Here is a 14,882-nt window from a genome sequence, read left to right on the forward strand (position 1 = left end):
TTTGTGCTATTTGGGATTGTGAATTCGATTTACGTGAAGTGTAAAGAATAAGTAAAATCCATTTAACCGCTTACAATGAATAAGAGCTTATTCGTTTTTTGTGCATAATTATGCATACTATAGATTTTTTACGCTTTCGCCCACTAAAGCTGTGTCGCAAAAACAAATGTTAATCAACATCATAAAAAAGTTTAAATTGCGCTCATGTCAGGTCGATGATAAAATGATATAACGAATCTGAATGAATAATTATTAAGGATTTAATGCAGTGTGTGCAGGCTACCTATTTCTGAAAATTTGTAAATATCTTGTGAAAACGTCTACTTTATAATAGAAAGGTTGCATATCATGAGACATTCTGAACTGCCCCCTAAACAGGGACTTTACGATCCCCAGTTTGAAAAAGACGCCTGCGGGATGGGGTTTGTTGCCCACATCAAAGGCAAGCCTTCCCATGACATTGTAAAAGATGCCTTAACTATGCTGTTTAACATGGAGCATCGGGGAGGCCAGGGAGCCGAGCCCAATTCCGGTGATGGAGCGGGCATTATGCTGCAAATTCCACACCGTTTCTTTGCGGCAGAGGCGAAGACCCTGGGATTTGAACTTCCGGAGCAAGGCCAATACGGCGTCGGCATGATCTTTTTGTCTCATAATGAAGTAATTCGCGCCCGCCATGAAGCATTGCTGAGCGAGATCATTGCTGAAGAGGGACAGGAAGTACTCGGCTATCGCGACGTGCCTACTTTTGATGAGATGCTGGGCAAGACGGCAAAGGCTGCTAAACCTTATGTTCGCCAGGTGTTCATCGCACGCGCCCCTGAAATCAAGGATGAGCTTGCTTTTGAACGTAAATTGTTCGTAATCCGCAAGCGCGCTGAGCTTGCGATCCGTTACGGCGGCGTAGAAGAAGGCATTTCTTTCTATCTTCCAAGTTTGTCCTGCCGCAAAATTGTATATAAAGGAATGTTAACGACTGAACAGGTAGGACAATTCTACCTTGACCTGCAGAACGAAACCCTGGAATCGGCGATTGCACTGGTGCATTCCCGTTTCAGTACCAATACATTCCCGAGCTGGGAGCGAGCGCATCCATACCGCTTTATGATTCACAACGGTGAAATCAATACACTTCGCGGTAATGTGAACTGGATGCATGCCCGTCAATCCCTCTTTAAGAGTGAAGTATTCGGGGAAGATCTTGCCAAGATCAAACCGGTTATCAATCCGGACGGGTCGGATACAGCGATGTTCGACAATACGTTTGAATTCCTGTACCTGAGCGGCCGTTCCCTGCCGCATGTCGCTATGATGATGGTTCCTGAGCCTTGGAGTAACCACGATAGTATGGACGAGAAGAAGAAAGCTTTTTATGAATATCACAGTACCCTTATGGAGCCATGGGATGGACCGGCTGCCATGGGTTTCACCGACGGTGTGCAGATCGGAGCGATACTTGACCGTAACGGACTGCGTCCTTCACGTTATTATGTAACCAAAGATGATCTGATCATTCTGTCTTCTGAAGCGGGAGTACTGGATATTCCGCCTGAGAATGTACTATACAAGGACCGCCTGAGACCGGGCCGTATGCTTCTAGTGGACACGAAGGAAGGCCGCATTATTTCTGATGAGGAAGTGAAGGCGGCCATCGCTGCCGAGAATCCGTACCGCGAATGGCTGGATGAGCATTTGATCAGCCTGGATGAGCTTCCGGATGCGCCTGAACTGCCGAATCCAAGACATGACAATGTGCAGCAGCTCCAGCAATCATTCGGATATACGTTTGAGGATTTACGCAAAGTTCTGGAGCCTATGGCATCCACAGGGGCCGAAGCTGTCGGCTCGATGGGGTATGACTCTCCGCTTGCCGTGCTCTCGGACCGTCCGCAGCGGCTATACAATTATTTCAAACAAATGTTCGCGCAGGTAACTAACCCGCCGATTGATGCTATCCGTGAAGAACTGGTAACTTCAACGAAAACGACGATTGGACCTGAGCGGAACCTGCTCAAACCGGAGCCAGAGAGCTGCCGGCAGATCTCGCTGGAATCTCCTATTCTTTCGAATGAGGAGTTCGCGAAGCTGCGCCATGTACGCCGTGCCGGGTTCAAGTCGATGTCCATTCCGATTCTGTTCCCCGCAGAGCTCGGCGCAGAGGGTCTGAGAATTGCGATTGACCGTCTATGCGAGGCTGCTGACCGTGTTATCGGCAAAGGACACAACATTCTTATTCTTTCTGACCGCGGGGTTGACCGTGAGAATGCAGCTATTCCGGCGCTCCTGGCTGTAGCCAGCCTGCATCACCATTTGATCCGTCAAGGCACACGGACGAAGGTTAGTATTCTGCTGGAGTCCGGCGAACCGCGTGAGGTTCACCATTATGCGCTCCTGCTCGGTTACGGTGTAAGTGCGGTCAATCCATACCTAGCCTTCGAGAGCTTGGACGATATGATCAGCCAAGGACTGCTGCGCGGGATTTCGCATGAGAAAGCTGTTAAGAACTATATCAAAGCGGCAACTAAGAGTGTTGTTAAAATCTTGTCCAAGATGGGCATTTCGACGATTCATTCCTATCGCGGAGCGCAAATCTTCGAAGCCGTTGGCCTGAATTCGGAATTTGTGGACCGTTACTTCACATGGACACCATCCCGTATTGGCGGTATCGGCCTTGAGGAAGTTGCTGCAGAAGTGTTATTTACACATAACCGTGCTTTCACTGACAAGGACGGAAACGATAAAGTATTGGATTCCGGCGGCGAGTATCAATGGCGAAGCGACGGTGAAGAGCATCTCTTCAACCCGCAGACCATTCATCTGCTTCAGCATTCGGTGCGGAGCGGGGATTATGATACGTACAAGAAGTATGCGGATTTGGTACAGGGTGAGAGTGAGAAGCACTTGACTCTTCGTTCGATGCTGAAGCTCAAGTCGGACCGTGAACCGATTCCTTTGGAAGAGGTTGAACCGGTTGAATCGATCACGAAACGCTTTAAGACCGGCGCGATGTCCTTTGGTTCGATTAGTAAAGAAGCCCATGAGACGCTTGCCATCGGCATGAACCGGATTGGCGGCAAGAGCAATACGGGTGAAGGCGGAGAAGATCCGGCACGCTTCATTCCCGACGCCAACGGGGATTCCCGCCGCAGTGCGATCAAGCAGGTAGCATCGGGTCGTTTCGGCGTAACCTCGAATTACCTGGTGAATGCGGATGAAATCCAGATTAAGATGGCGCAGGGAGCGAAGCCGGGTGAAGGTGGGCAGCTTCCGGGCCGTAAGGTATACCCTTGGGTTGCGGAAGTACGCGGTTCAACCGCAGGTGTAGGTTTGATCTCGCCTCCTCCGCATCATGATATTTACTCTATCGAGGATTTAGCGGAGCTGATCTATGATCTGAAGAATGCCAATCCGCGTGCCAATATTAACGTTAAGCTTGTATCTGAGGTTGGTGTAGGCACCATCGCAGCTGGTGTGGCCAAAGGCCGTGCAGATATTATCCTGATCAGCGGTTATGACGGAGGTACGGGCGCTTCGCCGATGAACTCCATCCGTCATGCCGGACTTCCATGGGAGCTGGGTCTGGCCGAAACACACCAGACGCTGATGCTGAACAATCTGCGTGACCGTGTTGTGCTCGAGGCCGATGGAAAAATGCTGAACGGCCGTGATTTAGCCGTAGCGATTCTGCTTGGAGCCGAGGAATACGGCTTCGCCACAGCACCACTGGTAGCTGTAGGCTGTATCATGATGCGCGTCTGTCAGATGGATACCTGTCCGGTTGGCGTTGCGACACAGAACCCTGAGCTTCGCAGAAACTTCGCTGGCGATCCACAGCATGTGGTCAACTTTATGACCTTTGTGGCACAGGATCTGCGCGAGATCATGGCGAGTCTGGGCTTCCGCACCATTCAGGAAATGGTCGGCCGTACGGATTGCCTCGATGCTTCACAAGCGTCAACTCACTGGAAGAAAAAAGGCGTGGATCTGTCCAGCTTGCTGCATACACCGGAGCTGCCTGAAGGCAGCACCCGCTACCGCACGAAGTTCCAGAACCACGGTCTTGAAGAAACACTGGACGTCAGCACTCTGCTGGGTCTTGCGGCTCCGGCTCTCGAATCGGGAACAGCGGTTGAAGCTCAATTGCCGATTACCAATGTGAATCGTGCAGTCGGAACGATTCTGGGCAGCGAGCTGACCCGCAAATACGGTGCTGCCGGATTGCCGGATGATACCATCCGTCTTAACTTCACCGGATCGGCCGGACAAAGCTTGGGTGCATTCGTGCCGAAGGGAATTACGATTTCCGTAGAAGGCGATTCCAATGACTACGTGGGTAAAGGCCTTTCCGGCGGCAAGCTGATCGTTAAACCGTCGTCGAAAGCAACCTTCGCAGCGGAGGATAACATTATCATCGGCAACACGGCGCTGTATGGCGCAACCAGCGGTGAAGCCTATATCAGCGGTATTGCCGGAGAACGCTTCGCGGTTCGCAATTCCGGAGCGAATGTCGTTGTTGAAGGTGTGGGTGACCACGGCTGTGAGTATATGACAGGTGGACGCGTTGTAGTTCTCGGCGGAACCGGACGTAACTTCGCGGCAGGAATGTCTGGCGGTATTGCTTACGTGTATGATCCTGACAATACCTTTGTCAGCCGCTGCAACCTGGAAATGGTGCTGCTGGAGCGTGTGGAGGAGCCGGAAGAGATTCAAGAGCTTCGCGGTCTGATTAGCAAACATGCGGAATACACAGGAAGCTTGGCCGGACAGCGTATCCTCGATCAATGGGAGGATGTACTCCCGAAATTTGTTCGTGTCATTCCTAAGGATTACAAGCGTATGATGCAGCAGATCCGTAAGGTTGAAGATACCGGATTAACCGGAGAAGCCGCACTGATGGCTGCATTCGAAGCCAATATGCGCGAGCTTGCCCGTGTAGGCGGATAACATTATTATCGAGCATTTGTTGAAAAAGGACTTGGCTTGCTTCCGGAAACGGAGGCAGCCGGGTCCTTTATTTTTTAAGACATAAAAAAAATGTAGAAGAGGCAAAGGTAACGAAGGGGGATTTTTGGAACTGGAGGAGCGGGAGCGTGCGCCTTTGTCTCCGGATTTCAACCGCGAACAGCGGTTTTAATAAAGAAATCTGGAGACAACAGCGGCCGGAAGTCCAAACATTCACCGTAGTTACGACCTAGGCTATTCTTATTTTTGATAAAAGGATAATTGTGGTAGAATATCCGGGAGAAGAAAGGGAGTGGAGGAATGCTGAACATGCCAGAAACGGGAACACCCGTGGCCCGCNGACCTAGGCTATTCTTATTTTTGATAAAAGGATAATTGTGGTAGAATATCCGGGAGAAGAAAGGGAGTGGAGGAATGCTGAACATGCCAGAAACGGGAACACCCGTGGCCCGCTTGCAGGGAGTAAGCAAAAAGGTTGGATCGAAGACACTGATTAACAATCTCACCTTGGATATTCCAGCCGGTCAGGTATTTGGCTTTCTGGGGCCCAATGGAGCCGGGAAGACCACAACGATCCGTATGATGGTCGGGCTGATCTCGATCAGCGGCGGGGATATTCAAATCTGCGGAAAAAGTATCAAAAGCCATTTTGAAGAAGCCATTGCCCATGTAGGGGCTATCGTCGAAAATCCGGAGATGTACAAATTCCTGACCGGTTATCAGAATCTGCGCCAGTATGCCCGCATGGTCCGGGGCGTAACGAAAGAGAGAATCGATGAAGTGGTGGAACTGGTAGGTCTCAGTAATCGGATACATGATAAAGTAAAAACCTACTCGCTGGGAATGCGGCAGCGGCTTGGCGTAGCCCAGGCATTACTGCACCGGCCGAAGCTGCTTATTCTGGATGAACCGACGAACGGGCTAGACCCGCAGGGTATCCGGGAATTGCGCGATTATCTGCGCCGTCTGTGCCAGGAAGAGGGGACCACGGTGTTTGTCTCCAGCCATTTGCTGTCTGAGATGGAGCTGATGTGCGACAGTGTGGCGATCATCCAGAATGGAGTGCTCATTGATGTCCGGCAGCTCAAAACCGTAGGGGAAGCTGTGTTGCCTGCGGGAGAGACCCGTTTTGAAGTGGATGATCCTGAAGCTGCGAGACTACTGGCAGGCGGCGGAATCCTGAAGGAGGGCGGGCTGGTCGTTTCGGGGACGAGGGAAGAGATTGCTGAGCTGAACGCCCGGTTGGTAAGCGGTGGGGTCAAGGTGTACGCCATCGGCACGGTTACCCGTTCGCTGGAGGATCAATTCTTGGAGATGACAGGAGGGGAAGGTATTGAGTGATTTCACAGCGCTAATTCTAAACGAGCATATTAAAATCTACCGGCGTGTCCGTACCTGGATCATGTTGTTTATCCTCGCTGGGATCAGTGTACTGATGCCGGTGCTATTTTACCTGACGGGTGGTCAATCCTCTGACTTTGGAGTATGGGATTCCTTTCAAGTTACCCTGAGCCTGGCATTTATTCTAAATACGATATTTACGATTGTGGTGGCCTCCGACTCCGTAGCGGGCGAATTCTCCTGGGGAACGATTAAGCTGCTTCTGATCCGCCCTTGGAGCCGGTCTAAAATACTGCTATCCAAATATTTGTCGCTGATTCTATTCAGTCTGGCCTCTACAGTATTAATGATTGCGCTGAATTACATAACATCGGCAATTTTCTTCTCCGGCACGGCTTCGGAGCTGGCAACAGCACCATCGGGCTGGAGTATAACCGGGTATTCGCTGATGCTGGTTGTGTGCAGATATATCGAGTTGTTTCTGATTCTGACATTAACCTTTATGTTATCTGCAGTTTTCCGAACCAGCAGCCTTGCCATCGGGCTGTCGTTGTTCCTTGTGTTTACCAAGTCGATCTTTAACGCCATTTTTAATCCCGAACGTTATGAATGGGCTAAGTATTTGCTCTTTACCCACCTGGATCTCAGCGTGTACCTCGTGAACAAGACTGGACTTGGCGGGACTACATTGGGGTTCTCCGTTGCGGTACTGGCAGCTTATTATATTGTCTTCATGCTGCTAGCCTGGTTTGTATTCCGAAAAAGAGATGTTGCTGCTTAATTCAGGAAATATCAGCTTATCCTACTTCCCGTGAACTCAGTGGTTTGGCGGGACGAATATCCTTCTTGTCCCCACTCGGTTCGGTTTCCGGCCCGCCTGCTTTTAGAGAGGCGGGTTGTTCTTTCATGACCACAGAGCCATTCAGCAGACCGCCTTCCAGAATAGAGAGTGCCCCTGTAGCGATATTGCCATGAAGCTGTCCCGTACTCGTCATGACAATCTGACGGGTTGCTGAGATATTTCCATACACCTTACCGGCGATAATCACTTCCTCGGCGGTAATGCTAGAGCGGACTGTGCCGTGCTCACCGACAGTAACTGTGCCGCTGCAATGAATTTCACCGTTAAAAATCCCCTCAATCCGCAGGTTGGTGTCGCTGTTAACCTTGCCTTCGAAATTTCCGCCTTGACCGATGAGTGAGTCTGTCCCCTTGAACGTGCTGCGTGGTTGCCGTTTTTTCCACATCATGAAATCCTCCTTTTAATCCGGATCCACATAATTAAGCGGATTCACGGGTTTATTCTGTTTAACTACCTGAAAATGAAGATGCGGGCCGGTACTGCGGCCTGTATTCCCGAGGAGTCCGATTCTTGCTCCCTTCTTGACCTTGTCACCGGGTGAGACATTCATACTGCAGAGATGCATGTACCAGGTCTCCAGCCCGTCTTCATGCTTCAGGATGATGTATTTCCCACGGGCCCCCTGCTGCTCAGCGGCGATGACTACGCCGGCTTTAGCGGCAAGTACAGGGTCTCCTGTGTTACCGGCAATATCAATACCGGCATGGAAGGCAGAAGATCCCTCGAAGGGATCGGTGCGATAGCCGAAACTCGAGGTAATGATCTTGGAACGTGTAGGCCAGATTACCGCTGGAGCCAGCTTTGCTTGCTCGGCAAGCAACTTGCGGGCTTGAAGCGAGGATACCTTCTGTGCCTCCGTAATCGTAAGTGGTATGCTGCTCACCATCTCATCCAGGAGGCTGCGGATCTCCGCGAAATCATCCTTGGTTTCCTGAACCAAATCGATGGTTTCACTCTCATGCACTGCGATGTACTCTCCGCCTACATGTGCAGACGGGACCAGGTTCGCCGCTCCGCTTGTTTTGGCAGGACTTGAAGCTGTTCCTTCTTTTAAGCTTTTGGAAGAAGGGGTGCCGCTCTGCTGCTTAATTAAATCCTGAAGCTGCTGCTCCAGATTGTCTACATCTTTCAGTTTGTTTTTAATGTTGTCCGCTTCCTCGGAGAGTGAGGATAACTCCAACTGCAGCTGCTGTAGGATTTCATCCTTATCAGCAACCTGCATTTCCATCTGCAGATTCTGAAGTGAGAGCGCGGCGGCTTCAGCTTCAAGCTGGGAGATGGACTGCGAAGAATGATAATGCATGGAGGTGACCAGACTGGAGATGGAGAGTGCGGCAGCGGCCGGTATTGCCAGTGCCATGGGCTTCGATATCCGAAGCTGCCTCACCGGACGTCCCGCATCCCGGACGACGAGCAGCGTAATCTGATTATGATCGTGCTGACTCTTCATGGCTTCTCCTTCCTGCGGCTTTGGTAAGCCGCTCTTTAATGATTTTGTAGGGCTCATCCGTTGTCGCCTATTATTCTATGTATTCCATAACTTTGGTGAACATGACAAAGGTTTGTTTGAATAAAGCTGGAGTATTACGGCAAAACCTGTATTAGAGTCTTACAGGAATGATGCCGAAGCAATATGCAAGTGGGGGGAGCTGGCGTTATGAAAATAGTAATTATCCTTTTATGCCTTTTTATTGTGCAGGCAGTACTCATTCTGTTCTTTGAATATCGGCGGCCGCAAAGAGCTGTGGCGTGGCTGTTTATCCTATGTTTCTGCCCCCCGCTGGGGCTGCTATTCTATTACTTTTTTGGCCGGGACTACAGGGAGGCAAAAAAGGTCCGGGGCAAAGGAAAAATGCTATTCCGCGAAATTAGAAGCCATGTGGAGAAAAGAAGTCTTCTTGTGAGCAAGGCGGAGGAGAGCGGCAATCCGCAATTTACGGAGCAGCAGGGATTGCTGCATCTACTGTCACGGCTATCGGAAGGGCCTATTACAGCCCGGAACGAAAGCCTTATCCTTCCCGGCGGCGAAGAGGCCTATGATTCCATGCTGGAAGCGATGGAGACTGCCAACGAGCATATTCATGCGGAATTTTATATTTTTCGCGAGGATAAGATTGGGACAAGGTTTAAAGAAGTGATGATCCGCAAGGCCCGGCAGGGCGTGAAGGTGCGTCTGCTGTGTGATGGCCTGGGCAGCCATAAGCTGAGCCGGAGATTCATTGCCGAGCTTAGGCATGGGGGCGTGGAGTTTCATTTTTTTCTGCCGCCGCTGCTGTCCTTTCTGGACCGCCGGTTTAACTACCGGAATCACCGGAAAATACTTGTCGTGGATGGAATAATCGGGTTCACGGGAGGCATAAACGTAGGTGATGATTATTTGGGTGAGGATCCGAAAATGGGGTATTGGCGCGATACGCATATCCGGCTAGAGGGGGATTCCGTCTACTTTATCCAGCTCGCCTTTCTGAAGGACTGGAGGCTTGCTTCCGGTGAAAAACTCAGCCACCCACGGCTGTTCCCGCCGCACAAATGCTCTGGGGGGGAAGCTGTGCAGATTGTTGCAAGCGGGCCGGATGATGAAGTGGATGGTTCCCAAGAGGTAATATTTGCGGCCATCGGGGCAGCTAAACAACGGATATGGATCACTTCTCCCTACTTTATTCCCGATTCTGCGATTTGCCGTGCGCTAAAAAGTGCCGTTCTCCGTGGTGTCGATGTCCGGATTATTATTCCAGCGAAGCCTGATAGTTGGCTGGTATATCATGCGTCTTTGTCCTATTTGGACAATCTGCAGGATGCGGGAGTGAAATTTTACCGGTATCACAAGGGTTTTATGCATGCAAAAGTGCTGATTGCCGATTCGCTGCTGGCATCCATCGGGAGTGCCAATCTGGACATGCGGAGCTTCTATTCGAATTTCGAGCTGACTGCGGTGCTGCTTAGTCCGGACCGGATTGAACACATTGTGTCTCAATTCAAGGGAGATCTTGAGGAAAGTGTATATATCGATCCTACAGTATTCAGGAAGCGCGGTGCAAAGATGAGGCTGAAGGAACAGTTGTGTTATATACTTTCGCCGCTTCTATGAGAGGAAAGTTATCATTATCCATAAGAAATGGGGGGTGTAGTTATGTTATAATAAATAGTATAGTTACTTATTCTGCGTAATAGGGGGAGTTTAATGACTGTTAACCAAACAAAAGTTGCTGAAAGAGAGTTCAACAAGCCGCCAAAGTCTGGAGCTGTGAGGACGGCCAAATTAGCCCAAAGGATCATCATGATCATCATTGGAGCGGCCATGATGTCCGTTGCACTCGAAATTTTCCTCGTCCCGAATCAATTGATTGATGGAGGCATCACCGGTATCTCCATTATGCTATCGGATATTTTTGATATCCCCCTCGGTATTTTATTGACCTTGCTTAATGTTCCATTCCTAATTATCGGTTACAAGCAAATCGGCAAAACCTTTGCCTTATCCACCTTGATGGCTGTCGTGCTGATGTCCATCGGCACCCAACTGCTGCATCCTGTTAAGCCACTGACTGTAGAACCGCTACTGGCGGCTGTATTCGGCGGTGTCATCCTCGGTGTAGGGGTAGGACTGGTCGTGCGTTACGGAGGATCACTGGACGGTACAGAAATTGTGGCTATCCTGGTGTCCAAAAGACTGCCTTTCTCTGTTGGTGAAGTCGTCATGTTCTTCAATTTCTTTATTTTATCGGGCGCAGGATTTGTGTTTGGCTGGAATAATGCCATGTTCTCGCTGATTGCTTATTACATTGCATTCAAGATGATTGATGTGACGCTTGAAGGTCTCGATCAATCGAAGTCCGTCTGGATTATCAGCGATAAATTCCGGGATATCGGAGAAGCGCTGACCGAGCGGCTTGGACGCGGAGTGACTTATTTGGAGGGCGAAGGCGGGTTCACGGGTGAAGATAAGAAAGTGATCTTTGTCGTGATTACACGTCTGGAAGAAGCGAAGCTGAAAGCCATCGTTGAAGATTGGGATCCGGATGCATTTGTCGCAATCGGCAATATTCATGATGTCAAAGGCGGCCGTTTCAAGAAAAAAGCGATCCATTAGCGGTTTCATCAGCATTATAACGCACTGAGCATTAAATACGGCGGAGATCATCTTTGTCCCGTATTCTCACATAAAGTACCTTCGTTCCGTAAACGGCACGACGATAAGCCCGCAGCATATTCCCATGCTTGCGGGCTTATTTATTTTAACCGGGTGATGATATCTTCTACCGGCTGAGGAGGAACCTTCTCAAGCAGATCACCTACGCGCTGCAGCCGCTGCTCTATATTTAGCAGATGGAAGTCCGCAGGTGTTACACCGCTCTCAACCTCTTCCCAGGTTAATGGAGTGGACACGGTTGCGAGCGGGCGGGCGCGGGGGGTGTAGGGTGCAGCCAGCGTCTTGCCGCCGAAATGCTGGAGATAATCAAAGTAGATTTTATCACCCCGGTTTTTCTTCAGACGCTCCAAAGTAAAGAGACCGGGATGCTTCTCTGTGACAAAACGTCCGACAAAGTGACCGATCATCCGCAGATCCTGAAAGGTTATGCCTTCCCTGATGGGAACAATAATCTGTACTCCTGTTGCTCCTGAGGTCTTCGGAACAGATTGCAGACCCAGGGACCCCAGTACCTTGCCGACAATAGAGGCCGCCTCCATGATCCGCGGCTCAATCTCGCGTGAAGGGTCCAGATCAATCATCCATTCACACGGGAGGTCGCTTCCAACGTAGTGGAGAGAAGGGTGGAACTCAAGAGCCGCAGAGTTGCCCAGCCACAGCAGTTCAGGCAGACCCTCCAGCACTATGTAGACGATGTTCTCATGAACGCTGGTCTGAACGTAGGTTGGGAGCGGTTCAGGAGCATTTTTCTGATAAAAGGACATCCCGTCCACACCGTGTGGGTAGCGGATAACCGTCAGCAGCCGCTTACGGCAATACCGGAGCAGGTAGGGAGAGAGGGCGGCCAGCTTCTCCAGATAGATTTTTTTGGTAATCCCCACTTCCGGCCAGAGCAGCTTGTCCGGGTTAGTGATGGCTATGGAGTGGCCGTTAACAGTTATGGAGCCTTTTATCTTTACGGGCATATGCGGGCTCCTTTCCTTCAGAATGAGTGCCTTTCGAGTCTGCATTCTCCGGGAGGTATCTGAACCTCTGCCTGGATTACCGGATGGCGGAGTGTTCCCGAAGCATTCCATTCGAGGTAATTCACTTTAAACACCAGCATAGGTTCTATCCAGATGACTCCTGAACCCCGCGCAGGAGCCGTGGCGAAAGGACAAATCTTCGTGGATAGAGCAGCCCCTCGTTCGATTACCTTGCGCCAATCTGCCGAATTTAGACGTCCGGGTCCCGCATGTCCAATGTACTGCAGCTTGTTATCATCGTCGTAGAGACCGAGTACCACGGCATTAATTCTGCCGTCACGGATGGTGAATCCCCCTGCTACTGCGTTCAGGTCAGAGATGATCTTATACTTCAGCCAACGTTTGTCCTTCCCGCCAGGTGCGTACATACTGTTCGGATTTTTACAGATAATCCCCTCCAACCCGTTCGTACGGGCAGCATTCAGCAGCTCTGCCGGGTGGTTATAGCTGGGAACGACTTGGACATGCGGATGAGGTATTACCATTTCGGACAGAAGCAGCTGACGCTGCGACAGGGGCTGATCAACCGTCCAATGGCCATTGCAGTATAAAATATCAAACACCATATAAATGACAGGAATCCGGCTTAAGGCCGCCTGAATGGCTTGTTCTTTTCTCAGACTGTCCCGCTGCATGATCTCATGGAAGGAAGGTTTACCTTGTTTAAGGGCGATAATCTCCCCATCCAGAATCACGGAGTCAGCTTTGCAGTAAGCCGTGACATCATTTAATTCGGGATACTGCAGGGTACGGCGGTTCCCGCGCCGGTTAATCAGCTCGGTTGAGGTCCCGTCATAATAAGCCAGCATGCGCACACCGTCCCATTTAATCTGGGCAATCCAGGCATCTCCATCCGGAAGATCCTGAGAGATCACCGGTTCAAAGGGAACAACAGGCGAGAATTTCATCGCCATTCCTCCTAGGACACCGTTTCTTTACTTTTGGCGGTACGGCGCTTCGGCTTCGGAGTAATCACTGGAGTTGGTGCATCACTGTCAGTTGCCGATTTGGTGCCGGATTTGGCAGCTGTCCCCCTCTTGCTGGCTCCTGTTTTAGCGGATTTAGCCGCTCTGCCGCCGCCAAAAGCAGCCGTTCCAGGATCGGTAGGAATATGCTGTACGGCTTCAATGCTGGCCTGAAGAGCGGCCATGAGATCGATGACGTTGTTCTCTTGGCGGGCAGGCGCAATATGGAATTCCTCGCCGGCAACCTTGTGGGAGATCAGGTCAAGCATCCGCTGACGGTAGTCATCGGTATATTTAGCCGGATCAAACGGAGTGGAGAGCTGGGAGATCAGCAGCTTCGCCATATCCAGCTCTTTATCATTCACGGCAGCGACTTCGGGCAGGTTAGGCACCTGTGATACCGGGCGGATCTCGTCGGGATAATAAATGGTTTCAATTGCGAGGCATTCATCGAGCACCCGGATGGCCGCTAAGCTGCTTTTGGAGCGGATGGATATTTTGGCGATGCCGATTTTTCCCGTCTGCCGCATGGCTTCCATAAGCAGGCGGTATGCGTTCGTGCCTGCCTGATCGGGGGAGAGGTAGTAGGTCTTCTGGAAATACATTGGATCAATTTCAGTTAAATCGACGAAATCCAGAATCGTAATGCTTTTGCTGCTCTCCTCCGTTAACTGCTCCAGCTCTTCTTTGTCGAAGATAACAAACTTCCCTTTCTCATATTCATAGCCCTTGCCGATTTCTTCCCAGGCGACCTCTTTATCACATACTGGGCATTTACGCACGTAGGATAGCGGGCTTCCACACTCTTTATGGATATAGCGCAGTGAAATATCCTTGTCTTCGGTGGCGGAGAACATTTTGACCGGAACATGTACCAGACCGAAGCTGATCGCCCCTTTCCAGACGGTATGCATAACGGCACCTCCTGTTTTTTCGTATAGTATGAGGTAAAAGGACATTTTCTACGCAGATGCATTTTTTGTGAAGGTTGGTAAAAGAATAAAGATGCCAACATTGCTAAATTCAGAGCGGGGGGATGAAGTGGATCAGCGGCTTAGCGGCCTGCTCGGTGGAGAGGATATTCCTGGTGATATTGTAGATTGGGAGGCCGTCACCATGCCTGGGCCTGAGGCGGAGATGGAGGAACATGCAGAAGATCTGGATGCTGATCGCACCCTTGGCGAATTGTCAGGGGACCTGGACAACACAAGAGACGATAGGTCATGAGGAGTTTAAATAACCTGGAACCGCTCAAGGAGGAACATTGCAACTATGGATGTTAAACGCGCCAAATCGATTTTTGAGTCGAAAGAGACAATCCCTGTTCACCTGGATGGAGAACCGGTATGGATTGAGCATGTGGATGCGGATAACGGGATGGCTACCGTTCAGGTGGGGTCGCGTCCGGCCAATACACATACGGTTGGGGTAGAGCGGCTCGAGGAGCAGGAACGTTAAAAGACATGAAGTGAAGCAGGGCCCATGATCGGGTCCTGTTTTTTTAGTGCGCCCAGCATGGGCGCTATCTCTAGGGTTGAAGTCCCGAATGGCGAAGGCAGTAGTAGCCATTAGCTTAA

At 50.6% G+C, this 14,882-nt stretch carries 12 protein-coding genes; 7 read left to right on the top strand and 5 right to left on the bottom strand.

Annotation, left to right across the window (positions count from 1 at the left end; all coding sequences use genetic code 11):
- Positions 1 to 348: 348 nt before the first annotated feature.
- The 3 genes from gltB (at position 349) to ACAN55_RS11600 (ending at position 7,084) form a co-directional block, all read left to right on the top strand.
- Complete coding sequence (gene gltB, locus ACAN55_RS11590; protein WP_379132375.1) at positions 349 to 4,944, top strand: glutamate synthase large subunit; 4,596 nt, start codon at positions 349 to 351, stop codon at positions 4,942 to 4,944.
- 441 nt (positions 4,945 to 5,385) lie between these two features.
- The gene (locus tag ACAN55_RS11595; RefSeq protein ID WP_379132427.1) at positions 5,386 to 6,303 is read left to right on the top strand and encodes an ABC transporter ATP-binding protein; all 918 of its coding nucleotides are present in this window, start codon (positions 5,386 to 5,388) and stop codon (positions 6,301 to 6,303) included.
- On the top strand, positions 6,296 to 7,084 hold the full coding sequence (locus ACAN55_RS11600; RefSeq protein WP_379132378.1) for an ABC transporter permease: 789 nt from the start codon (positions 6,296 to 6,298) through the stop codon (positions 7,082 to 7,084). The genes ACAN55_RS11595 and ACAN55_RS11600 overlap by 8 nt, the downstream gene beginning before the upstream one ends.
- Positions 7,085 to 7,100: 16 nt before the next feature.
- Here the strand turns inward: ACAN55_RS11600 and ACAN55_RS11605 are convergent, their stop codons facing one another.
- Together ACAN55_RS11605 and ACAN55_RS11610 are read right to left on the bottom strand one after the other, a co-directional pair.
- The gene (locus tag ACAN55_RS11605; RefSeq protein WP_379132381.1) at positions 7,101 to 7,550 is read right to left on the bottom strand and encodes a bactofilin family protein; all 450 of its coding nucleotides are present in this window, start codon (positions 7,548 to 7,550) and stop codon (positions 7,101 to 7,103) included.
- 15 nt (positions 7,551 to 7,565) lie between these two features.
- Positions 7,566 to 8,615 carry a M23 family metallopeptidase gene (locus ACAN55_RS11610; protein WP_379132384.1) on the bottom strand — a complete coding sequence of 350 codons (1,050 nt, stop codon included), beginning with the start codon at positions 8,613 to 8,615 and terminating at the stop codon, positions 7,566 to 7,568.
- A 207-nt stretch (positions 8,616 to 8,822) separates the two neighbouring features.
- Here ACAN55_RS11610 and cls point away from each other — a divergent pair, with 207 nt between their 5' ends.
- A complete protein-coding gene (gene cls / locus ACAN55_RS11615) occupies positions 8,823 to 10,253 on the top strand; it encodes a cardiolipin synthase (RefSeq protein ID WP_379132387.1) in 1,431 nt (476 codons plus the stop codon).
- 93 nt (positions 10,254 to 10,346) lie between these two features.
- A complete protein-coding gene (locus tag ACAN55_RS11620; RefSeq protein ID WP_379132390.1) occupies positions 10,347 to 11,255 on the top strand; it encodes a YitT family protein in 909 nt (302 codons plus the stop codon).
- Positions 11,256 to 11,395: 140 nt separating this feature from the next.
- Here ACAN55_RS11620 and ligD read toward each other — a convergent pair whose 3' ends face one another.
- The 3 genes from ligD to ku are packed head-to-tail and all read right to left on the bottom strand — an operon-like array spanning position 11,396 to position 14,219.
- Entirely contained in the window at positions 11,396 to 12,280 is an 885-nt protein-coding gene (ligD, locus tag ACAN55_RS11625; RefSeq protein WP_379132392.1) for a non-homologous end-joining DNA ligase, read from the bottom strand.
- A 17-nt stretch (positions 12,281 to 12,297) separates the two neighbouring features.
- Positions 12,298 to 13,248, bottom strand: coding sequence for an ATP-dependent DNA ligase (locus ACAN55_RS11630; RefSeq protein ID WP_379132395.1), 951 nt, complete (start codon positions 13,246 to 13,248; stop codon positions 12,298 to 12,300).
- 11 nt (positions 13,249 to 13,259) lie between these two features.
- On the bottom strand, positions 13,260 to 14,219 hold the full coding sequence (gene ku / locus ACAN55_RS11635; protein WP_379132398.1) for a non-homologous end joining protein Ku: 960 nt from the start codon (positions 14,217 to 14,219) through the stop codon (positions 13,260 to 13,262).
- A gap of 91 nt (positions 14,220 to 14,310) precedes the next feature.
- On the opposite strand from ku, the gene ACAN55_RS11640 reads away from it, so the two are divergent.
- Together ACAN55_RS11640 and ACAN55_RS11645 are read left to right on the top strand one after the other, a co-directional pair.
- Entirely contained in the window at positions 14,311 to 14,532 is a 222-nt protein-coding gene (locus tag ACAN55_RS11640; RefSeq protein WP_379132400.1) for a hypothetical protein, read from the top strand.
- Between the two features lie 45 nt (positions 14,533 to 14,577).
- Positions 14,578 to 14,763 (top strand): H-type small acid-soluble spore protein, encoded by a 186-nt coding sequence (locus ACAN55_RS11645; protein ID WP_379132403.1) that lies wholly within the window; start codon positions 14,578 to 14,580, stop codon positions 14,761 to 14,763.
- Positions 14,764 to 14,882: the final 119 nt, after the last annotated feature.

Origin of the sequence: Paenibacillus oryziterrae, from assembly GCF_042610485.1 — a bacterium.
Lineage (GTDB): Bacteria > Bacillota > Bacilli > Paenibacillales > Paenibacillaceae > Paenibacillus_AQ.

Excerpts from the sequence above, each read along its gene's own strand:
- gltB (WP_379132375.1), top strand. The coding sequence starts at position 349 with ATGAGACATTCTGAACTGCCCCCTAAACAGGGACTTTACGATCCCCAG.
- ACAN55_RS11595 (WP_379132427.1), top strand. The coding sequence starts at position 5,386 with ATGCCAGAAACGGGAACACCCGTGGCCCGCTTGCAGGGAGTAAGCAAA.
- ACAN55_RS11605 (WP_379132381.1), bottom strand. The coding sequence starts at position 7,550 with ATGTGGAAAAAACGGCAACCACGCAGCACGTTCAAGGGGACAGACTCA.
- ACAN55_RS11610 (WP_379132384.1), bottom strand. The coding sequence starts at position 8,615 with ATGAAGAGTCAGCACGATCATAATCAGATTACGCTGCTCGTCGTCCGG.
- cls (WP_379132387.1), top strand. The coding sequence starts at position 8,823 with ATGAAAATAGTAATTATCCTTTTATGCCTTTTTATTGTGCAGGCAGTA.
- ACAN55_RS11620 (WP_379132390.1), top strand. The coding sequence starts at position 10,347 with ATGACTGTTAACCAAACAAAAGTTGCTGAAAGAGAGTTCAACAAGCCG.
- ligD (WP_379132392.1), bottom strand. The coding sequence starts at position 12,280 with ATGCCCGTAAAGATAAAAGGCTCCATAACTGTTAACGGCCACTCCATA.
- ACAN55_RS11630 (WP_379132395.1), bottom strand. The coding sequence starts at position 13,248 with ATGAAATTCTCGCCTGTTGTTCCCTTTGAACCGGTGATCTCTCAGGAT.
- ku (WP_379132398.1), bottom strand. The coding sequence starts at position 14,219 with ATGCATACCGTCTGGAAAGGGGCGATCAGCTTCGGTCTGGTACATGTT.
- ACAN55_RS11640 (WP_379132400.1), top strand. The coding sequence starts at position 14,311 with ATGCCAACATTGCTAAATTCAGAGCGGGGGGATGAAGTGGATCAGCGG.
- ACAN55_RS11645 (WP_379132403.1), top strand. The coding sequence starts at position 14,578 with ATGGATGTTAAACGCGCCAAATCGATTTTTGAGTCGAAAGAGACAATC.